General features: G+C 44.3%; 17 protein-coding genes. 3 read left to right on the top strand and 14 right to left on the bottom strand.

The window, feature by feature from the left end:
• Nucleotides 1–18: 18 nt before the first annotated feature.
• From AC3CH3_RS20420 to AC3CH3_RS20410, 3 genes are all read right to left on the bottom strand, one after another.
• Nucleotides 19–549, bottom strand: a complete 531-nt coding sequence (locus AC3CH3_RS20420; RefSeq protein ID WP_488538260.1) for a hypothetical protein — start codon at nucleotides 547–549, stop codon at nucleotides 19–21.
• 565 nt (nucleotides 550–1,114) lie between these two features.
• Nucleotides 1,115–3,523 carry an adhesion domain-containing protein gene (locus AC3CH3_RS20415; RefSeq protein WP_488538259.1) on the bottom strand — a complete coding sequence of 803 codons (2,409 nt, stop codon included), beginning with the start codon at nucleotides 3,521–3,523 and terminating at the stop codon, nucleotides 1,115–1,117.
• Nucleotides 3,524–3,631: 108 nt separating this feature from the next.
• Nucleotides 3,632–6,010 carry an Ig-like domain-containing protein gene (locus AC3CH3_RS20410; RefSeq protein ID WP_488538258.1) on the bottom strand — a complete coding sequence of 793 codons (2,379 nt, stop codon included), beginning with the start codon at nucleotides 6,008–6,010 and terminating at the stop codon, nucleotides 3,632–3,634.
• Between the two features lie 278 nt (nucleotides 6,011–6,288).
• Between AC3CH3_RS20410 and AC3CH3_RS20405 the strand changes: the two genes are divergently transcribed.
• Together AC3CH3_RS20405 and pyrC are read left to right on the top strand one after the other, a co-directional pair.
• Complete coding sequence (locus tag AC3CH3_RS20405; protein WP_102423260.1) at nucleotides 6,289–6,447, top strand: YqaE/Pmp3 family membrane protein; 159 nt, start codon at nucleotides 6,289–6,291, stop codon at nucleotides 6,445–6,447.
• Nucleotides 6,448–6,639: 192 nt separating this feature from the next.
• A complete protein-coding gene (pyrC, locus tag AC3CH3_RS20400) occupies nucleotides 6,640–7,668 on the top strand; it encodes a dihydroorotase (RefSeq protein ID WP_009845762.1) in 1,029 nt (342 codons plus the stop codon).
• Nucleotides 7,669–7,784: 116 nt separating this feature from the next.
• On the opposite strand, the gene AC3CH3_RS20395 is transcribed toward pyrC, so the two are convergent.
• On the bottom strand, nucleotides 7,785–8,690 hold the full coding sequence (locus AC3CH3_RS20395) for a DUF808 domain-containing protein (RefSeq protein ID WP_488538257.1): 906 nt from the start codon (nucleotides 8,688–8,690) through the stop codon (nucleotides 7,785–7,787).
• Between the two features lie 174 nt (nucleotides 8,691–8,864).
• On the opposite strand from AC3CH3_RS20395, the gene AC3CH3_RS20390 reads away from it, so the two are divergent.
• The gene (locus AC3CH3_RS20390; RefSeq protein ID WP_488538256.1) at nucleotides 8,865–9,791 is read left to right on the top strand and encodes a M14 family metallopeptidase; all 927 of its coding nucleotides are present in this window, start codon (nucleotides 8,865–8,867) and stop codon (nucleotides 9,789–9,791) included.
• Nucleotides 9,792–10,014: 223 nt separating this feature from the next.
• Here the strand turns inward: AC3CH3_RS20390 and AC3CH3_RS20385 are convergent, their stop codons facing one another.
• From AC3CH3_RS20385 to xsc, 10 genes are all read right to left on the bottom strand, one after another.
• The gene (locus tag AC3CH3_RS20385) at nucleotides 10,015–11,622 is read right to left on the bottom strand and encodes a BCCT family transporter (protein WP_488538255.1); all 1,608 of its coding nucleotides are present in this window, start codon (nucleotides 11,620–11,622) and stop codon (nucleotides 10,015–10,017) included.
• Nucleotides 11,623–12,117: 495 nt separating this feature from the next.
• The gene (locus AC3CH3_RS20380) at nucleotides 12,118–12,690 is read right to left on the bottom strand and encodes an aldolase/citrate lyase/malate synthase family protein (protein ID WP_488538254.1); all 573 of its coding nucleotides are present in this window, start codon (nucleotides 12,688–12,690) and stop codon (nucleotides 12,118–12,120) included.
• A 236-nt stretch (nucleotides 12,691–12,926) separates the two neighbouring features.
• Complete coding sequence (locus AC3CH3_RS20375) at nucleotides 12,927–13,847, bottom strand: cache domain-containing protein (RefSeq protein ID WP_488538253.1); 921 nt, start codon at nucleotides 13,845–13,847, stop codon at nucleotides 12,927–12,929.
• An 11-nt stretch (nucleotides 13,848–13,858) separates the two neighbouring features.
• Nucleotides 13,859–15,199: a TRAP transporter large permease gene (locus AC3CH3_RS20370; RefSeq protein ID WP_017109008.1), complete on the bottom strand. Its 1,341-nt coding sequence runs from the start codon at nucleotides 15,197–15,199 to the stop codon at nucleotides 13,859–13,861.
• 37 nt (nucleotides 15,200–15,236) lie between these two features.
• Nucleotides 15,237–15,779, bottom strand: a complete 543-nt coding sequence (locus AC3CH3_RS20365; protein ID WP_009845769.1) for a TRAP transporter small permease — start codon at nucleotides 15,777–15,779, stop codon at nucleotides 15,237–15,239.
• Between the two features lie 164 nt (nucleotides 15,780–15,943).
• Nucleotides 15,944–16,945 carry a TRAP transporter substrate-binding protein gene (locus AC3CH3_RS20360; RefSeq protein WP_286299249.1) on the bottom strand — a complete coding sequence of 334 codons (1,002 nt, stop codon included), beginning with the start codon at nucleotides 16,943–16,945 and terminating at the stop codon, nucleotides 15,944–15,946.
• Between the two features lie 117 nt (nucleotides 16,946–17,062).
• Nucleotides 17,063–18,529 carry an NAD(P)/FAD-dependent oxidoreductase gene (locus tag AC3CH3_RS20355; RefSeq protein WP_488538252.1) on the bottom strand — a complete coding sequence of 489 codons (1,467 nt, stop codon included), beginning with the start codon at nucleotides 18,527–18,529 and terminating at the stop codon, nucleotides 17,063–17,065.
• A gap of 48 nt (nucleotides 18,530–18,577) precedes the next feature.
• Complete coding sequence (locus AC3CH3_RS20350; RefSeq protein ID WP_017074738.1) at nucleotides 18,578–19,015, bottom strand: nuclear transport factor 2 family protein; 438 nt, start codon at nucleotides 19,013–19,015, stop codon at nucleotides 18,578–18,580.
• Between the two features lie 264 nt (nucleotides 19,016–19,279).
• Nucleotides 19,280–20,062, bottom strand: a complete 783-nt coding sequence (locus tag AC3CH3_RS20345; protein ID WP_488538251.1) for an FRG domain-containing protein — start codon at nucleotides 20,060–20,062, stop codon at nucleotides 19,280–19,282.
• Between the two features lie 429 nt (nucleotides 20,063–20,491).
• Nucleotides 20,492–22,303 (bottom strand): sulfoacetaldehyde acetyltransferase, encoded by a 1,812-nt coding sequence (gene xsc, locus AC3CH3_RS20340; RefSeq protein WP_004731917.1) that lies wholly within the window; start codon nucleotides 22,301–22,303, stop codon nucleotides 20,492–20,494.
• Nucleotides 22,304–22,399: the final 96 nt, after the last annotated feature.

The raw sequence follows: 22,399 nt of genomic DNA, 5'->3' as shown, positions 1-22,399 counted from the left end.
TAAATAAATATGTAATTCTTAAGGCATGGTGGCAATCATATCGACGTTCACGATAACTTCTGTACCAGTGATATCATCAGGCACGCTGTGCGCGGTTTGGTTTGCAACATACAACTGAATATCCTCACCCGCAGAAAGTTGTGTCGCAGCCAGAATATCGGCGTTGGTCAGTTCAGTTGTCGTTTTCATATCACCTACAACAATATTCGGTTGAACTTCAGCCATAGCTGCTGGAAGTACAGTCACTTGAGATACTGTCCAGTTTGCTGGCACTTTTGCACCAAGAACCGCACCTGTGTAATCGTGAGCTTCTAGAACAACCGGCTTGGTCGTTTCAAATGTACCGTCTGAGTTTACCTGCAAAGTGCCTACGTATGATGCAGAGTCGGTATTACCACCTGCGCCTGTTACTAGAATGTCACCATTTGGAACAAAACCAGGGACGAAACCACTAAATACCGCCGAACCGGTTGAAGTATCACCTGAAGCTGCAAATGTTGGTGTTGCCGCGATTGCTGACAGTAGCGTAATTAGTGTTAGATTTTTCACTATGTTTTCCTTTTATATATTTATGTAAATACTTCGTTGGCTTCATGCCAAGGAAAGAGTGCTATGATATCCACCTCATAGCATTTGGGGTTAGCAGGTTAATTTTATTTTGTAATCGATATGCCTAGTGGATAATTGACCATACAAAACAATAATCAGAACCAATGCTTTAATTTATTTGGATTAGAAAAATAACGAGTATTTCATTCCTAATTACTAGGGCGTGTTGATCTTTCGAGCTGATTTTTGCAGCGAGTTGCTGGGTATTTATACAAGGCAGAGGCGTCGATGTGTAGCTAGCCTACATGAGAAGCCGATAACGTAGTAGAAATGGCCAGCAAACGCTGCCCGAAGGGTTCGGCTAAAAGCGTTTTACTCTTTGTTGAGGGGGATTTACTTAGAGTGCTAGGCTACTTCCCCCTCGCCGCGATTAAAACGCTTTTATCTCGAACAAAATTTAACCACGAAAGGTCAACACGCCCTAATTTTTAAATTTCAAACGCATAAAAAAACCACCTATATAAATAGGTGGCTTTCCAAATTGATATTCTATTGAATTACGATTCTAGTTTTTGCTGAATGATGAAAACCTTGCTGAACTTACAACAGCATTCGTACCGTCGGTGTCGTTCCCGCTATAGCCTCCAAACCCAATCCAGTAAGAAGAATTTTCATCAATATTTTCCCATGGCATTGGCAAAGTGATAACCGAAGTCGAAGGTTTCTCCCCAATCAGACCATTACTAGTATATACAGAGAAGTTACCATCGCGGCTTTCGAACCACAGTTTGCGTTCTCCCGATAAGTCCGCGTTATACACGGCGATGCTGTTTCCATAACCATCAAAAATTTCAACTCTTGCATTCCATACATTTATGACGATAGAAAATACTTTTGTCGAATTAGGCGCTCCAGGCTGCGTGTGACTTGATCCCCATGATGCCTGTGGAACGTCCCCTCTAACCTGTTGAACATAGAATGAGTATTTCCCTGAGACGATGGTATTAGTTGGTGACTCAACAATAAACTCCCCTATAAACTCTGAACCTTGATACGCCTGGGCAGAATAAAGATTGGTACATTGGACTTGGTTAAACATAACCGGAAGTCCCGCCGCGGTGTGCGGACGTAATGCACTTTGAACATTAGGTTGATGTTTGAGAGCCAATCGAGACCAATTCGAAGGCGTCGCAACATCGAGGGTACCTCTTTCTGGCTCTACAACGCCATAAGCAAGTTCATTGTGAATACTGCTACGAACAAAGCTATTTTCCATCGAGTAATCAAAGTAGGTAACATCAAAATCACCGGATATATCAGACGTAATCACATCTTCTAATACGTCCCCCTTTGTTTCGATCTCTACCTTTACGTTTACCTTTTGAAACGGTGCTAGGTTGCCATCTGGGTCATAAGTGCTTGCACTTAAAATGTAACTCCCATCTACTTGACGGTCAGAAATAACAAGATCCCTGACTGCAAAGTTTTTTACCGCTTCAAAGTCAAGTAATACACACGTTACTAGTCGCCCTTCAAACGGTTCATCTGTTTGCGCTACGTTATCGTTGTTAATAAATAAATTGAATGTCTTCGCTTGATTTTGCGCCACTTTGTCTGCTAACCAAAAATCTTCCTCGGTTGGCCAGCCATGTGATTGATAAGGCTTTCCTACGGTGGAGTACAATGTTCTTAGTTCACGTTCTATAGGTAGCCTTCCACCTATATCTAGACAACGTTGGTAAGCCTCACCATATGTCATTGATATATAACTTTCACCTTTTGGTGATTTTATACCGTTCCCTACGAGTTCCTCATGAAAAGAAACACCTTCTAGCTCAGCAAATGCGAGGGATATAGGTGCAGTAAAGGTAATTGGAGCACTGATATGTGGATCCGTGATAGTTATATCGTCCCAACTTTGAAGAACACTAATATCAGTCTCGACGTTAACTTTGATCGTTGATGATGCATAGCCACCATTTTTGTCCGTCACGGTATAACTTAGGTAGTGGTCACCAAACTGACTGGTTTCAAACGTGAATGAGTTCGAGTCAAAGTTAGATGTAAGCCCCGGCTGAATGATATTCGTCGAGTTGTAACCAAACACATCAATTAGCTGCAGAACGTCCCCATCTGGGTCGCTTATCACACTCGATAAATCGATGATTGTCGGCGTGTTCACTCTAACTAAACTCGGATGCTCGTATTGGTCGGCAACTGGATGGCTGTTTAAGTCCACCGAGACACCAATATCAATGATTCCACCCGCCACACTGCTTGAGTCGTTACTTAAGTAGCTATAGTTAATACGCTCTACGCCAACAAAACTATTACCAGGGGTATAAGTGATCGTGTTATTCGCACTATCAAATGTTGCGCTTGAGCCTGTAATCCCTTGGTCGGGTAACGTCACAGAGTCCAATGTAAAATCGGCCGTATCGATCTCTCCACCCACCTTAGCGAGCTCATACGTAACATTGATAGGTTTACTTGTGTTCACTTGAGTTTGGCTGTGAATTGGAATCAATTGTTCAGTCGTATTACCCACCAATGCACGAGTAGTAGCCGAAGATAATCCATCATTGGTTGACGAATAACGTGTCGCGTTAACCAAGCTTGTTTTCTGGGCAACCTCTCCCCCTCCCACCGAGAAATGATAATCACACGCTTTAGCGCTATCTGCAGTTATACTAAATCCATGACTATCCTGCGACACGACGGTACACTCGGGGTTTTGCGATAACGGCGTCACGCCCATTAGTGCAGTAGCACTACCATCAGAAGCCTCCATATTTTCAGAAAGATCGATGTACAATGACTGCTGGCTTATTCCAGATTCCACCATTTTATCTTGCACGTAGTAGATAACACTACCGTTATTGGGACCGGAAGCCGCTCCAGAATTAGATTCACCACCATTACACCCAGATAGTGTTGTTAATAAAATAATTGATAATAAACTTCTATTCAGCATAACTACGCTCTAAATTGCGATTAGCCTTCTATCATTGGAAAGGCTAAAATTGAAATCTCTAAGTCTTTATATAAAAAGTAATTAGGTTATTTAACTGGCTTGTCCGCGTTATAATTCCGCACGAAAGCTGGCTTCATTAATATAGGTTTCGGCCGCATAATATGAACGTCCGCCAAAACCTATCCAATATTCAGAATTTGGGTCGATCAATCCCCAATCCATTTCAAAATCAAATAGTGATGTTTCAGGTTTTTCTGATACTAATGAGGTATAAAGCTTGAATCGATTTTTTTTCACTTCAAACCAAACATATCGATTTCCCTGTAGATTAATATCGGATACCGTATATTTAGGCGTATTGCTATCAATAAATATACTCAGTTTTTTCTCATATATATCGATAACCACTTCAAAGTTTTTACTGGCTGGGCCACCCGGCCTCCAGATCTCTTGTCCCCAAGTACTAGTCGGCGTATCGCCCACTTGTTGAAGATAAAATGAGTATTTGCCGTCTCCGACACCAACATTTTGGTAGCTGTAATAACGACCGATTAATGTTGACCCGGTATAAGACTGAACGTTGTAAACTGACGTGATTTTTTTACCCTCAAACGTCACGGGCAAACCGAAATTGGCGTCTACAGCAGGTATGCCGCTTCCTTCCGTAATCCTCCGGTTCCATGAACCCGCATCTTTTACACTCAATACAGCAGCTTCACTATCGATACTAATAAGTTGCTCTTTGACAATGTCGTAGACGGACACCACACCAACGTTGTTTTCGAAAGAGAGGTCCGTATAGTCAGCATCAACCCAACCAAACTCATCGGTATCGTAGTACTCTTGCTTGAAGTATCCATTCTTCTCGATGCCCGCAGTCACATAAACATTTTTGGCGTAGTGCGCGGGCTGAAGATCAGGTGTCAGTACTTGAAATCGGTATCGAGTTTTACCGTCTACCACTTGTCGGCTAGTTTCGTCGATGGAATATCGACGCACCTCTGGAGAGTCGTATAGCATACACGTGACCAAATTAGGGTTTGGCCTCAACTCTTGAGATACAGTCACTACATTTGTGGGTGAAATATCAATAGACCAGCCTTGGTCAGCCCCTATGAGGTTTATTCCTTGATCTGTTCTTGAACCAACCCAGTAGCTACCATCCGTTGGCCAATTATTGGATCGAAAAAGCTGAATTGACTGCTCAAGCTCCCCTTGAGTTGGTAGACGCCCACCCATTGATTTACAGACTTCCATTGCCTCATCGAACGAATGAAGGGTTATTTCACTATACGCAGGGCTGTGTACTCCATCTCCAATATGCGTGTCAGAATATGGCAATCTAACGTAGTCAGCTTCGGCTTTAGACATAGGCGCCGTAATGGTTACATCAGTAGTATTAGCGGTGTCGTTGTACGTTATATCTTGCCAATCTCTTACCATTGAAGGCTGAGGTTCAATTGTGACACTGACGACTGCGGAGCTGTAACCACCTTTGCCGTCTGATACAACATAGGTGACATAATGCACACCTGACACCGTTGAACTGAACTCTAATGTCGAGTCGCTTGTGACTGAGACAGTAGCGTCATAACTGATCACATCTTGCAGAGTCACAGCATCTCCATCGGCATCCGAGACAAAACTTGATACATCGATAGCTATTAAAGCTCCGTTCTCTACGAGAGTAGAACCCGTTACTGAGTCTTGAAATTGGAAATTACTGCTCGTTGGTGCATTGTTACTGCTGGTTGAAACAGAGACATCAATGTCACCGGTTAGAATGTTGGTGCCATCGCTGTAGCTGTAAGAAATACGTTCTACACCTAAAAAGCCTGCGCCCGGTGTATAAGTGATCTTATTTGTTGACGGGGAAGCAACCGCGCTTGACCCTGAATCAGCGCCATAAGGCATAGTGACGTCGCTAGACAAGGTATAAACGCCTGTGTCGATGGCACCACCATTTGAAACATCAATGGGAATTGCGATGCCTTCTGAAGTTACGGAAGACAGCGGTGCTAGTATTGTGACAGTTTCACCGACAGCGGCTCTAGCCGTAGCCGTTGACGTTGACGTTGAAGCACTCTCTTCAGTCTCGGCCATAGCCATTGGCGTAATGCTTCTAGTACTCTTTGCCCCCACACTATAGCGATATTCACAGACATTCGCTGAAGTCGCATCTATAGTGAAACCTTTATCGTCTACGGAAATTGGAGCACAAAATCTATCGGAGCTCATTGAAGCAACATGAATAACTGAAACTTCGCTACCATCATTAGAACTTATATTGTTCGAAAGGTCTAAATAGAACGTTTCAGATAAAGGTCCTGTACGTATCGCATCAACTGCTTGATATAACGTTTCGGTATTTGGTGAGGCTGGATCAACCTCTTGATTGCTAGGTGTGTTATTACCTTCCGCTCCACATCCGTATAGCACGCTAACGAAAAGAAATAACAATATGTTATTTGTAGTATGTTTTTTCATGTTTAATATTAGCTTCTGATGAGTACGCCGTTAACATACCGAAATACATAACAACAAAGTTAGCATCAACTGATCACGCAAAGCCCACCATGCCTAGTTGAATCATGCAAAGGAATTATATATTCACCATTAAACACTTGATACTAAGCGAATATCTTGAGATGTTTAAACGACTATCTTCTATACATTAAGACAGCAATGCATTAACACTCTCCAGACCTTCTATACTGTGAATACAGTTAGTGCATTGAACTTTCATTGAATAAAAAGGATTTATCATGAACAAACTCGTCATTATCATTTTATGTGTACTGCTTCCTCCTTTGGGTGTGTTTTTCGCACGAGGTGCAGGCAAAGACCTTTTGATCAACATCATCCTCACTTTCTTCTTCTGGGTCCCGGGCATGATCCACGGGTTGTGGGTAGCGACTCGATAATCCATCTTCAAAAATAAATACCGAATAAAATACGAAGAAAAACAAGCTCCTAACCCTGAAGAGTTAAAAATAGGATGAAATGAAAGTGCTTTTCCACTATCATCCTGTCGCCTAAACGTAAGCGATTGCTTTCACAGATTTCGCCGAGTTTAGGCTCCAACTACATAACACTTCAAATGGTGGGAGCCTTCAATGACACAACTTACGATTACTCGTCCTGACGACTGGCACGTTCATCTACGCGATGGAGAAGTATTAAAAGATACAGTCCGCGATATCAGCCGCTACAATGGTCGAGCGTTAATCATGCCAAACACCATCCCACCGGTAACCGATACCGAAATGGCTCTTGCTTACCGTGAACGCATCATGGCAGAGCAGCCAAGTGAACAGTTCCAGCCTCTAATGGCACTTTACCTAACAGACAACACAACACCTGACGAAATTCGCAAAGCGAAAGAATCTGGCGCTGTTGTAGCGGCGAAGCTATACCCTGCTGGCGCGACGACAAACTCGGATTCAGGCGTAACTTCAGCTCAAAAGATTTACCACGTGTTAGAAGCGATGCAAGAAGTGGGTATGTTGCTGCTTGTACACGGTGAAGTAACGGCTCACGATGTTGATATCTTTGACCGTGAAAAAGAGTTCCTAGACACGGTTCTAGCACCGATTGTTAACGACTTCCCTAACCTCAAGATCGTTCTAGAGCACATCACGACTGCAGATGCAGCGACTTTCGTTAAGAACGCTAACGAGAACGTAGCGGCAACCATCACAGCTCACCACTTGCTTTATAACCGCAACCACATGTTGGTTGGCGGCATTAAGCCACATTTCTACTGCCTACCTATCCTTAAGCGCAACACACACCAGTTAGCACTTATCGAAGCGGCAACAAGCGGTAGCAAGAAGTTCTTCTTGGGTACAGACTCTGCGCCACACGCAAAAGGTGCTAAAGAGTCAGCATGTGGTTGTGCAGGTTCTTACACAGCACACGCTGCGGTTGAACTGTACGCTGAAGTATTCGATTTAGAAGGCAAGATTGAGAACCTAGAAGCGTTCGCGAGCCACAATGGTCCGGATTTCTACGGCATGCCACGTAATGCAGACACCATCACTCTTGTTAAAGAAGAATGGAATGTTGCTGAAACGATGCCTTTCGGTTCAGACATCGTTGTACCAATCCGTGGCGGCGAGACGATTGCTTGGTCTGTAAAATAAGCGCTTGGGCTGTTAAATAAACGCCCTCCATTTAACGAAAAGGGTCACCATAATAATTATGGTGACCCTTTTTTGTTTCGATGAAAGACTGTCTTATTATAAATAATAATGAACGATTACTTACCGCGTATTTTTCCAATCGCAGTCCAAACAGCAACGACAATCAAGCCAGCTAAAACCCCAATCACACCGTTTAATAGCGTCGGTACCACCGCTGTCGCAATCGTATGTCCACTAAAATCCATAATAATCGGTTCAATTAAATGGTGAATCGCAGGAACGTTGTGCACCACAATACCGCCACCAACCAAGAACATCGCAGCTGTACCGACCACAGCAAGCATCTTCATCAGCTTTGGTGCAAAGGCGACTAACCCATTACCCAAACGGGTTTTAATGCCACTACCATTCGATGTTCGCTGCAGATAGAAGCCTAAATCATCCAACTTAACGATCCCTGCTACTAAGCCATAAACACCAATCGTCATCACAACCGCAGTCAAACTCACGACAAGAATCTGAGTGACGATACTTGTACCCGTCACGGTACCCAGAGCTATCACGATGATTTCCGCAGATAATATGAAATCGGTACGAATCGCGCCTGCGACCTTCCTCTTCTCATATTCCTCTATGGATTCACCAGTACTTGTGTCCTCTCCCTTTTCAGCCTCTTGATGAGCATGAGGAACGAGCTTCTCTAAGATTTTCTCTGCCCCTTCAAAACAAAGAAACAGACCACCAATCAAAAGCAAAGGCATGATCAGCCAAGGAATAAAGGCACTGATCAATAATGCGGCTGGCACGAAAATCAGCTTGTTTTTAAATGAGCCTTTTGCAACCGCCCAAACCACTGGGATTTCTCGTTCAGCAGAAACACCGGATACCTGCTGAGCGTTCAGCGCTAAATCATCCCCCAACACACCAGCGGTTTTTTTAGCTGCCACCTTAGACATCAGTGCGACATCATCCAACACGGTTGCAATGTCATCCAGTAGCGTTAATAAGCTTGCTCCAGCCATTTTATGGTCTCTTTTAAGGGATTAAACAATTGGTAAAATGTAACACCATCAATTCACTCATCAAAGTTATGAGTCTGTAAAAAATAAAGTCACAAGTTGTGTTTTCTATTGCTGTCTCTGTTAGACAGGACTAGTCTGTCCTCATCTTTCGCGAACATAAAAGAAGAAGTATAGATGAAAAGTGAATACTCCTACCCAATTGGTAAGCCAGGACAAAAGTGGCAACAAGCAGAACGTGAAGCATGGTTTGCTCAAAGAACAGTTAAGCGTGAATACCAACAAGAAGTTGTGCCAAAGATTAAAGCACTTGCAGACCGTTTTGATATCGAACAATACGGTGCACTGAGCTACGACGAAGCTCGCTTCCCACTTTTCGCAATTAAGAGCAAAAACTGGGATGAGTCAAAGCCAACCATTCTTGTTACAGGTGGCGTTCACGGTTACGAAACCAGTGGTGTACATGGCGCTATCAAATTCGCAGCGACCCAAGCAGAGAAATACGCAGCACACTTCAACATTGTAGTAGCACCTTGTGTAAGCCCTTGGGGTTACGAGGTGATCAACCGTTGGAACCCAAATGCTGTTGATCCAAACCGCTCTTTCTACGACGGTACGCCAGCAGAAGAGTCAGCGAACCTACGTGCGTTAGTCGCTTCTTTACCAGAAGTGTTGGTTCACGTTGATCTACATGAAACGACAGACTCTGATGAAACAGAATTCCGCCCGGCACTTGCTGCTCGTGATGGCATTGAGTACATCGAAGGTATGATTCCAGACGGTTTCTACACGGTTGGCGATACAGAAAACCCTCAGCCAGAATTCCAAGCGGCTGTCATTGCTTCAGTTGAAAAAGTAACCCACATTGCCCCAGCAGATGCAGACGGTAAGATCATCGGCTCAGAGGTGACACAGCACGGTGTTATTAACTACCCAATGAAAGCGCTAGGCCTGTGTGGCGGCGTAACTAACTGCAAGTACGGGACAACGACAGAAGTTTACCCAGACAGCGACAAGGTAACGGATGAAGAGTGTAACGATGCGCAAGTCGCAGCTGTCGTTGGTGCTCTAGATTACGTGATTCAACACGAGCTAAATGTGTAAGCTAATAGCTAGTAGCTAGTACACTAGAGCTAAGCCCTAAAACTAAAAAGAGCCACAAGTGACGATTCGCTTGTGGCTCTTTTTTTGTCTCTTTCTCTTACCTGTCATTTCTTCTCAGGCATAAAAAAGCTCCCTTACACACGATGCAAGAGAGCTTTGAAATAACGCTTCCTCTGGAATAAGTCGTTAATTACCTAAAGACTTACTCAGCGGCTTAGTGACTTTATTTTGCTGTTTCACTAACGCTTGTTTGTCCTTTATCTACTTCAGTCAGTAGACCTTTCAACAAGCTGAAACAACCAATCAGAAGAATGATCGTAAACGGCAGTGCAGCAATGATCGTGATCGATTGCAGAGCTTGGATAGATTGAGTACCACCAATCCACAACATCACCATCGCGATTGCACCTGAGATAACCGCCCAAACCACTTTCTGTTTCACTGGCACTTCAAGCTTACCACCCGCCGTCATGCCATCGATAACGATAGAGCCTGAGTCTAGCGTTGTAACGAAGAACACAATGATCAGTGCGACTGCGAGAACTGACAGAATGCTACCGAACGAGTATGCATCTAGCATGTAGAACAAGCTTAGAGATACGTCTGTAATGCCTTGGTCGAGGCCAAGTTGTCCCACATGGTTAATTACTTGCTCAATAGCCACGCCACCGAAGATCGACATCCAAGCCGACGTTACCAATGTTGGGATAATCAATACGCAAAGTAGGAACTCACGAACCGTTCGGCCCTTAGAAATACGCGCTACGAACATACCGAAGAATGGTGCATACGCAACCCACCATGCCCAGTAGAACACAGTCCAGCCATGCAGCCATGTTGTGTCTTCACGACCCGAACTTTGGCTTAAAGCTACGATGTTTTTCACATAGCCCGTTGCCGCAGTCGCCACAGAATCAAGCACTGTCGTAAAGTTCAATACAGCGATAAGACCAAGGAATACGAACGCAATAACCATGTTCAGGTTACTTAGGAACTTAACGCCACCGTCCATACCACGAAGAACAGAGATGATCGCTAAACCCATAATCAGAACAATAATAGATTGCTGAAGGAAGATGTTGTTTTCCCAGCCGAACACGTGGCTGATACCACTTGCTGCTTGTGTGCCACCTAGGCCTAATGAAGTCGCAAGGCCAAACAGAGTAACCAGTACGGTTAGTACGTCGATCACATCACCTGTTTTACCCCAAACTCGTTCACCCAGTATTGGGTAAAACACAGAACGCATTGATAATGGTAAGCCTTTGTTGTAAACAAAGTACGCCAAGCAAAGCGCCGTCATGCCATAGATAGCCCACGCATGAAAGCCCCAGTGGAATACGGTTGCACCTAGTGCCAGTTCACGGCCTGCTTCTGTAAAAGGTTCCGCATCTAATGGTGTGCCGAACCAGTTAGTGAAGAATGCGGTTGGCTCAGCAACACCCCAGAAAATAAGCCCGATACCCATACCGGCTGCGAATAACATCGCAATCCAAGATGACATCGAATAGTCCGCCGTCGCGTCTTCACCACCTAGGCGAATCTTACCCAACGGAGAAAATGCTAGAACAACAGCAAACGCTAGCATGATGTTAGCTCCCCACATAAACAGGAAGTCAAACTTTGATAAAACAGCACCCTTAATAGAATCAATAGCAGCTTTAGCGTCTGCTGGAGGAAGAGCAAGAAGAGTGATGATGAAGAGAAGAGATAAGCCTACTGAGGCTATGAAGACGGTGTTGTGGACATCCATGCCCCATTTACTGACGTTATCTTGACCAACTTGATAGTCAGTAGAATCGATACTGTATTTTTTTGATTTAAAACTCATAAATTATGATGTTCACATATCCGAATCAACGAATATAAGGACGCTCTCCATATCCAATTACTACTTGATTGGCTCGCCGCACCACCTAAATAAAAGGCGATAAAAATCACAATGGTTGGTGATAAATGGACTTACTGGCTCAATCCCAAGGCGCGCATTATAGCACAGGTCGAAGCATTTTGACTGAGTTTTAGCTCAATAGTTACCCAAACCACCGTTGATAGTGATAGTTAACCCAATAAAAACAGAATAAAATAAACAGATAAAAACCTTAAAATACAATACATTAAATTAAAATGACGCACCGTAAAATCTCATACAAACTTTTTACAGATAATATTAACAACAGCCTGATTTATTTATAGCTCTAATAAAAAAGCCCCGCTATAGGGGCGGGGAAATTACCAAAGGTAAAAGAGAAATCAGTATTCAAATGTCAGTGCTATGTCTTGCTACGCTTCTCGCCACAGAACTGCACATTTCAAAGGCAGTACATTAAATCGCGAAGCAAAAGCCTAGGTTGTAATCTTCGCCATTCTTTTCAGTGAACTCTTTATCTTCACTCGATGCGCTTGGTCGGCCGCTCTCATCACCCTTCACTAAGCTAACCCAGTGGCGAATACCAGAAGAGAGGTTCGCCTCAGTTTGGCCAAACATGGTGCATGTCTCTAATTGAATGTCTTCGATGTTCACCAACTCTAAATTACCAGTTCCTTTGCGAGCACCTATCGTCACTTCAACATGAGTTCCGCTCTCGTCTCGGAATAGAATTGACGATGGTTTAGATTTATCACCCGCATAAGCGACAAAGTGCTTCGCTCTTTTCAGGCCGGTGTGCTCGCCGTTTTCGAAGTAAACCTGAACATGTCGATAATCAATCTCGTAGCTCACTGCGTCTTCGTGTGAACCAGCCTCAAGAGGAAATAGAGTATCAAGCAACTGTTTCGCCATTTTTTGTTTTTCGAGCTGCTTGTCTGCTTTCACCATTTCTACGGCAAAGACAGCTTCAGCAATAAATGTTGAATGGTTTCTGTGAAGTTCTGTTCTGTCTAGTGTCAGCATATTCATAGTCTTTCCCTCTTACGGCTTTGAATTTCATGTAGGTCAAAAATCCTGATTGACCCTTTTCAAAATTGTTCTTTACTGTGTTGCTTCCATGTATTTCATACTACTTGTATTTTAGAAACAATTTCACAACAAAAATTTCACAGTGTTAATTTTACTAAATTGCTTTTTTACACAAACCGGCATTTTGAGCCCCCAGCCCTTTATCTAACTGGGTTGAGGGCTCAGTAGAAACACTTTTACGTGTTGTTTGAATTTGTGTAATAACCAACACCAACCAGCTTATTGTCGATCACTCGATAGTAAGTGTGCTTGGTTTCCACTTTGCTCGACAGCGGGTTTAACCATTGATAGGTATAAACGCCTCGGCCATTTTCTTTCGCTAGGTTTAACATCTCAGTGAGAATTGGCTTATCGTCAGGGCTTAGGATTTCGTTGTGCGAACGCCCAACAAGCTCAGGGGATACACCGTGCGCGAGCAGCTTTCCAGAGCTCATATCCATCACGAACACATACAAGTCCCCCTCAACAAAGCTGCCTTCGGTATCATTGAACTCGGCGAGACTGTCCTGCTCTGATTCCACTATCGCGGCCATCGCTCTCGCCAATAATCGCTTAGCTTCTGTTGCACTAGAGCGTTCTGGGTAATACCCCACGGCAACAATCACATCGCCCACTCGTTCAAAGAAGGTGGTCTTAGGCTCCCCCATACGGTCAGTCGGATTTGTCCAATGGTACTGAACTTCGCCAAAACCGTTATGCACAGCCTTAGTGATCATTTCTCGGAAAAAAGAATTGCCATAAACATCTTGAGTGTCCAAAACGCTATCGCCCACCAACACCATTGAAGAACCGCCACTGGCAAGGAATTGGCCATCAATACCAAGAGCAAACACATAAAGCTCACCGTCTGTATATTCAGGGTCGCTCATGAAGTCACTCACACTCTCATCGCCATCCTTTTGCACATGTATCACCGCCTTCGCAAGCAGGGTTTTGGCTCTTCTTTCCGCGTCACTGACAACATGTGGTTCTGAAATGTCGAGCACATTGACTAGCTCGTTTTCTTTCACTGTTTCTGAATGTTCGGCACGCAACCCAATGCCATTGATCACTGCAAATACGGCACAACCAATAAGGATAATTCTTGATATATTCATAGTGATCTCTCCTAATAGCCCACTAAGGACGGTAGCCAAAGCGTTATTTGCGGGAAGAAAGCGATAACGAACACGCCAATAACGGATGCAAGCACAAAGGGATGGATCTTAGCGGTGATCTGTTCGACCGTGGCTCCGCCTATCCCCGAGGCAACAAAGATATTTTCACCGAGCGGCGGCGTAGCAAATCCTATCGATAACGTACACACCACCACGATTCCTACGTGCGTTGGATCCGCGCCGAGCATGTACATGATTGGCAACAAGACCGGCACGATGATCATGATCGCGGCCAAGGTTTCCATGAACATGCCAACGAAAAGCAGTAACACAATAGTCAATGCCCACACCATGTACATGTTGTCAGTGAACCCTAACAGTGACTCCGCCACCACAACCGGAATTTTTTGTTCGATTAACAAGCGACCAAAAACCGTTGCCGCGAATAGAATCAGCAACACACGTCCGGTGATCCATGTCGTTGTCGACAATGATTTAATCGTGCTTTTGAACGATAACTCTCGGTGAATAAACACCCCGACAAACAGTGAATAGAAGATAGCCACAACCGCTGACTCTGTTGGTGTGAACATACCGCTATAGATACCTCCGAGAATCAGAAATGGAGCCAGTATCGACCATATACCACGGCGTAAAGCGTGTCTTACTTCGCCAAATGACCAATTCTCAGACAGCCCTTTATAGCCTTCTCGCTTGGCAATGAAGTAGTTAGTGACAACGAGTGTAGATGCCATGATGAAGCCAGGAACAACGCCTGCAACAAACAATTTAGGAATAGATAAAGAAGCAAATTGCCCGTGTTGAGCGATGGCTTCAGGCGGTGCCATTAATCCCATTGCTGAGATGCCGAAAATAACTAACGGGATCGATGGCGGAATAATGATCCCCAAGCCCCCTGATGCTGCCGTTACTGCCGATGCGTAACTCTTATCGTAATCTCGCTTAACCATTGCAGGCACCATTAGCATGCCTACCGCGGCGGTGGTTGCAGGGCCTGAACCTGAGATAGCACCAAAAAACAAACACGCCATCACGGTTGCAGCGCCAAGGCCGCCCGTCACGGGTCCGGCTAAGCTCTCTGCAATATCCACCAGGCGTTTGGAGATACCTGCCGCCTCCATTAATGCGCCAGCAAGAACAAAGGCCGGCAGCGCCATTAACGGGAAGTTACCCACCGAAGTAAACGCGATTTGTACTAAAGCGATGGGATTTTTGTCGAGCAACATATAGGCCGCCATTGAAGCGCCGGCCAGTGATACTGTGATTGGTGCACCCAGAATTAACAGGGTTAAGAAGCCACCAAATAAAATTAGAGTTAAATAGGATTCCATTATTACATCTCTCTATTACGGCTATTCTCTGTGACGACTACTGTGATGATTTTTGTGCCGTCATTTTGCGCAGTTCTTTGACTTCAGGATCTTCGTTCTTAGCGCCCTTAAATAAGCGCTCGTAGTTGTTCCAGATAATGCGCAGCATCATTAGAGAAAATGCGATCGGCAAAATCATATAGAAGTATTTCATTGGGATGCCTGTCGTCTGAGACTTCCAGAACAAATTCATTTTGTTGAACACGAAATCGTAGCTGAGATAAACAAAGTAGCCGTTAAACAGCAGCCATAAGAAGTCAGCGATGGTTTCACAGACGGTCTGAACAATCGGGGGGAAGAACTTGAAGTGAAAACTGACTCGGTTATGGGCTGACATTTTTGCCGCAACAACCGCCCCTAAATAGGCAAACCAAACAAACATGTAAGTAGCGACTTCATCACCCCAAGGTATGGAGTAATCGAAAAGCTGACGAGTAAGGATTTGTGTGAACAGCAATAGGACAAAGCTTGCTAGCAACAGACAACATGTATATTCCTCAATGTTGTTAAGGTGCTTTTTTATTGTTTTAGCGACTGACATATAACCTCCAATGTTGATTTCCACATGACAACCAGTCGCTCGCGGTACTAAAAAGATCAGGTACTGGACAGATCAACGAGTAAAGCCATGTAAATGCCCTATCTAACCGTTCTATCGCGAGGTGATTAAGTCGCGAAGAACAGCAGATAGGGCGAATCTAATCGTTACTTTCTACCTAGTAACTCAAGAACGTCGTCTAGCTTGTCTTTACCTCCAATGCTTGAATAGAACTTAGGCCAAACTGACTTAGTCACCTTGCTGATCCACTCTTGCTCATTGTCTGCTGGGTCAGTGAATACCATGCCTTTTGCTTGTAGTTCTTCACGGATCTTGTTTTCAGTATTTTCTAAGTAAGTGAAGCTGTGCTCTGTCGCTTCCTGACCTGCTTCAAGAATGATCTTTTGCATTTCAGGCGTCTGTTGTTGGAAGACAGTTTCACTGACGATTAGCGGTTCAAGTGAGAAGATGTAACGCAGATTTGTTACGTACTTTTGTACTTCATTGAACTTCATCGCATGAACAGTGATGTATGGGTTGTCTTGACCATCAACCACGCCTTGTTGTAGGCCAGTAAAGGTCTCAGACCATGCCATTGGTGTTGGGTTTACGCCCCATGCTTGGTACGAAGCAATCATAATTTCGTTACGCGGAACACGAATCACTAGTCCTTTTAGATCCGCTGGTGAAGCCACTGATTTTTTAGAGTTTGTCAGAACCCTAAAGCCAGAATAAGCCCAACCTACTATACGAACGCCTGCATCACGAATGGTGTTATCGACAAGATCTTGGCCCACTTGGCCTTGAGTTAGTAGCACCGCTTCTTCTGCACTTTGAATGACGTAAGGCATGGTCAATAGACCAACCGTTGGGGAGAAAGGTGTTACGTTATTGATCGCCAATACAGAGAAGTCGAGTAAGCCGATTGCCGCGTCGTTGACGGTGTCTTGCTCATTACCCAATTGACCATTCGGGAATAGGTCGATTTTGACTTTGCCGTCTGTTTTTTGCTCCATCAATTCAGAAAATGATGTCGCTAATTCCCATTGAGTACCACCAGCAGCATCGCCGATAGCCATTTTAAAATTTGCTGCTGCCGCGGCATGAGATAGCATCGCTGTTGCTACAATTGTGACGCCAGCAATAATTTTATTTTTAATAAATTTCATAGTCTTAACCTTTCATATCATACAGACTTCCTGCCTGTACTTTGCTCACAAGGTGACCTGGTACAACTTTCCTGGTCGTAGTTCTATTTCCCTATTTTGGAAACAATGTTCGAGTAATTAAAGCACTTCATCCTTTAACGAATACCACTGATAAAGGAACTGTTGCCCTACTCTTCGAAATGGTGCAAACATCTCAGATTCCACCACTTCCCTCACGTTGGGGAACGGAAGTTTTGATTCAAATATTGGCAAGTCAAGATTATGACCTTCACCTGCGATCCACTGAGCGAGGCGCTTGCCTGCTTGAGCGGAGTACATCACACCATTGCCGCCATACCCTAGTGCGTAGAATATGGATTGCTTTGGATTCGGCTGATAGATTCTTGGCATCATGTCGTGGCTAACATCCACCCACCCCCACCATGAATAATCGATTTTGATCTGATCGAGAGAAGGGAATTTTCGGGTTAAATCCGCTCTCAACATGTCTTCGTATTTCTTTTCAGGTGCATTCTTGCCACTGATGGCACTGCGTGTACCGATCTGCACTCGGTTATCGGGTAACAAACGGTAGTAATGACGCAAAATTCTGGTGTCAGTAATCACCTGATTGGTTTTGAAGTTACACGCGGCGATTTCGTCTTGAGTTAACGGACGTGTCACCATCGAGTTAGAAAGTACGGGTAATAGGCGATTCTTAAGCTCTGAATGCAAACTTTGGCTGGTATACCCACCAGTACAAACACCGACAGAACGAGCCTTAACCACACCACCTGGTGTTTTTAGGTAATGCACACCATTACGTGTTTCCCAACCCATCACAGGGCTTGCTGGGTGAACTTTTACACCGAGTGCTCTCGCCTTTCTTAGATAACCAAACGCCAGTTTCCCTGCATGGATGCCAATACCTTCTGGCTCATGCATTGCGCCTGCCGCTTCTTGATCACCAACGTAATCACGTTTTACGGTTTCCGCATCTAAGATCTGCGCATCGTAATCGAACGTGTCACGCAGCAACTTGGCTTCTTTCTCTAGGGTTGCCATCACTTTTGGACGGTGAGCGACGTATAAGTGGCCGCCCGGTTGTGGGTCACAATCAATGTCTTTGATTAGAGACTTAAACGTGTTCATGCCATCGATGCATTCGCGGTGCATTTTTAGCGCGGTTTCCAGTCCCCAGCGTTCAATCCACTGGGAACGCTTCAAACGTCCTGACGCACACTGTGCCTGACCACCATTTCGGGTGCTGCAGCCCCAACTCAAACGGTTGGCTTCAATCACTGTCGCTTTAATACCGTACATTTCAGCAAGGTGTATCGCAGTGCTTAGGCCTGTGTAGCCTGAACCGATAATAGCCACATCGACATCCATGTCTGACGTGATTGGGCCATCATCTTCAGGTGGTACGCCTGCGGTATCTACCCAATAAGTCGGGGCGTATTCCTTACCGTGACCTGGGCTCTTGTCTTTAAGTGGATCGTATTTTGGATCGTATTTATCTTTTGCTTGGGTGCTTTCTTTTGCTTGGGTGCTTGTCACCTTTGGCGGCACATCGGCTGCCGGTTGTTCCATTACTAAACTCATAATTCGACTCTCCTAGTCATAACACGTGGACTGATTTTGGTTTCGTGTCTAGCTCTTGGGAGTGTTGTTAGGAGTCAAAAGAGGTCGTGTTTTACGGAAGGCATTTTTTACGCTGATTTTTCCATCTTTCAGGGTAAACACATCAACCATACGAGCTTCGATGACGGTGCCATCAGGGTTAGTCGCAGAGAACGTTGATTCGCTTACCGCGCGGTCGCCACACACAAAGTGGACCGGGTCGCTCCAAGCCGCATCTGGAAAGTTCTGCCAAACCAATTCAAAGCTATTGCGAACGGCGTCGTACCCTTCGATAGTGTTTCCAAGTTCGCCTTCTCCTGCCACGGTGTGGAAGACACAGTCTTCGGTCATAAACGACATTAGCGCTTCAATATCATGGTTATTCCATGCATCACTAAAAGACTGTAAAAAGGCGGTGTCGACTTGGTTTTCCAGCACGAATGTCGCTGCATTGGTTTGCATATTCATATTCCAGAATCCTTTATGTTTTCGTTATTGGTTTAAATTTCAGTAGCTTTGCGCCACTTTTTTATTAGAGTGTTTAAACTAGATCTGTGAAAATTTAACAACTTGATAACAAGATTCGCCACTCTAACTTCGAGTTACTTTATAAACAATCTTTAAGCTCACAGATTTCATCTTTTTATAAATTAATTGGTGTTCTAATTTTATTTATCTCGTCATCACTAGATTTATATGAGCTCTAAATAAAATCAGTAGAAATATTAGACTTTAGTCGAAATCAAAATCTTGATGATACTTTCGGCCATACTGCTCAAGCTGGCGATCATGAGTATTAACTTGTAATTCGATATTACCCTCACCTTTATTCATTGCTTGATTGCTATCTACATGGGCTTCATTTTTCAAATCAGCCTGTTTCTCTTCAATATATTCTGTCGGTTCATTTAAAACATTCATGGAGATTAATTCCTTTATCAGGTTTACTTTCGCTGACGGAAGAATATGAACGGATACTAGACCGTTTGAATATTCTTTCTCATCGTACAAAGGGTGAATGGAATACCACTTGTCCTTTCGTTGCTCTTGCTGATCACAATCAGCCACATTGAATATCTGAGTTCTATTCAGGTCACATGGTGAGTTAAAAACACTAACCTTATGATAATCAATAGCTTTAATAATATTGAGACAGTCTTTGCTTTGGCTATAACACACAGACCACAACGCATTGACCAGGTTATCTGTCCACTCAAGTAAACGGGTTGGAAACCCCTGTTTCTTGGCTAAACACATCAATAACCAATCATTTATCTCGTGTGCATTCAACGAATGCCCGCCATAAACTCTCACGGTCGAAAGAAGCTCTTGTTCGACACGGCGAATATTCTTTCGATTTGAGCGACCTAAGCTTGGCATCAGGTTATTATTTTCATAATCACACACGTTATAAATCAAACCACGATGCTCACTACACTCTGTAATAAGTGAATCGATTATTTTATACAGCTCTTCGAGTGAGCTTATATAATGTTTATTTTTCACAACATGCATACTACGATTCACTTAATTTAAATCCGGTAAAATCCAAATATCAACAACCCTATCAATCGATGATAAAAATCAACCAATAATAACGATTGACCAATAGTCAACGAGTGTCGTTATTTTATTTTTTCTAAAATGATAATAAGTATATATATTCATAAACAAGTATCAGTATTAGAACCATTCACTAAGTAGCTATGAGTTAATGGTCGATTAATAATAACGAGTAACAAAATTCATATAGCTATAACCACTTATTTTCCTAATGAACATTTAATTAGTGTTCTAATGTTTAACTGGAAATTATTGAACTAAGCGTTTACGTTCTTCACCTAAGTCCTTTGCCAATACCCGTTGGTATTGCCCGACCACATTCTCGATAGCACTTTCTCTAACACTCTCGAGATTTCTGTGGCCGGACAAACTTCCTATGACTTATACGTAGTCTTTATACTTATCTAGGAAACGAACCGGCGTTGATAGTGCATCTCGGCGGAACGGGTCGCCCAGTTCCTGAGTACACATGATTTCAATGATGGTTGTTTTGCCTTCGTTCATTTGCATGTCGATGGCTTTTTGCAGAGTTGGACCTACATCTTCTAGCTTATCAACCGTGATACCTTCAGCGCCCATAGCTCTTGCGATTTCTGCAAAGCTTTGGTTTTCAAGTTCACCAGCAACAAAGCGTCGGTTGTAGAAGTCGACTTGGTTCTTCTTCTCAGCACCCCATTGACGGTTGTGGAATACCACGGCTGTCACTGGAATGTTATGGCGAACACATGTCATGGTTTCCATCAAGCTCATGCCCCACGCACCGTCGCCTGCATAAGAGATAGCGGGGCGATGAGGTGCCGCTGCTTTCGCACCAATGATGGTCGGGAACGCATAACCACAGTTACCGAAACTCATTGCAGCAAAGAAACTACGTGGTTTTTCAAAGCGTAAATAGCTGTTTGCCACAGAGTTGATGTTACCGATGTCCGTCGAGACCATTACGTCTTCAGGCATCGCTTTTTCTAGCTCACGCAATACTTGGCGTGGGTGTAGATATTCGCCACCAGAGAACGGAGTCTCGTGTGAGTTTTCTTCAATCATATCTAAGCTGAACGAGTCACGTTCGTGTGTCCACTCATCAAGCTCTTTTTCCCACAGTGCTTTCTCTGTTGCCACTGTATCTTGACGAGCACCTTTGTTGTCATCACACAACAGTGCGCGGCCTTCCAATCTTTCAGATAGAGCAACCGCAGCGGCTTTCGCATCGCCACAGATACCAACCGAAATCTTCTTAACCAAGCCAAGCATCTTGTTGTCGGCATCAATCTGAATGATTTTCGCGTTCTTCGGCCAGTAATCCATGCCATGTTGAGGCAAGGTACCGAACGGACCAAGACGTGTACCTAAAGCGATAACCACATCCGCTTGAGCCATCAACTTCATTGCTGCTTTCGAACCTTGGTAGCCTAGAGGGCCACACCATAATGGGTGACTAGCAGGGAAAGAGTCATTGTGTAGGTAGCTGTTTACTACTGGTGCGCCTAGTCGCTCTGCCAGTGCCGCACACTCTTGAACTGCGTCAGCCATTACCACGCCGCCACCAGAAATGATGACTGGGAATTTCGCTTCAGCAATCAGGTCTGCTGCTTCATTCAGAGACTTCTCACCACCCGGGCCACGGTCTAAACGCGCGGGTTTAGGGATCTCGGTTTGAGTTTCGCCGTAGAAATAGTCACGTGGAATATTCAGTTGAGTCGGACCCATTTCGCTCATTGCGCGGTCAAAGCATCGGCCTGTGTATTCCGCCATACGGTCTGGGTGCGTTACGTGTCCTTGATACTTAGTAAACTCTTGGAACATTGGAAGCTGGTTACACTCTTGGAAACCACCTAAGCCCATTGTTTTGGTGCCTGTCTCTGGCGTCACAATGACGACCGGGCTGTGTGCCCAGAATGCAGCTGCAATCGCAGTCACACAGTTACTAATACCTGGGCCATTCTGCCCGATAACCACGCCATGGCGACCAGATACACGAGAATAACCATCTGCCATGTGAGCAGCACCTTGCTCGTGTACCACTGGGACCAATCGAATGCCAGCAGGAGCAAAGATATCCATTGCGTCCATAAATGCTGACCCCATGATGCCGAACATGTCGGTAACATCATTAGCAACCATAGTTTCAACGAACGCTTCTGATGGTGTCATTGTTACTGTGCCGGAAACAACCGTACGTTTTTCTTGCTCGCTCATTCTTCCACTCTCCTTGAGTTAACCAAAATTTCATTTTTCGGAATGAATTGTCTCTTTTTCGAATTCATTTTCACCTTAGTAGTAGATTTTTTGCGC

The organism is Vibrio sp. QJM3NY_35 (genome assembly GCF_057785915.1).
Note: the sequence above shows the minus strand (reverse complement) of the source record. Positions and strands in the feature narration are given on the sequence as shown.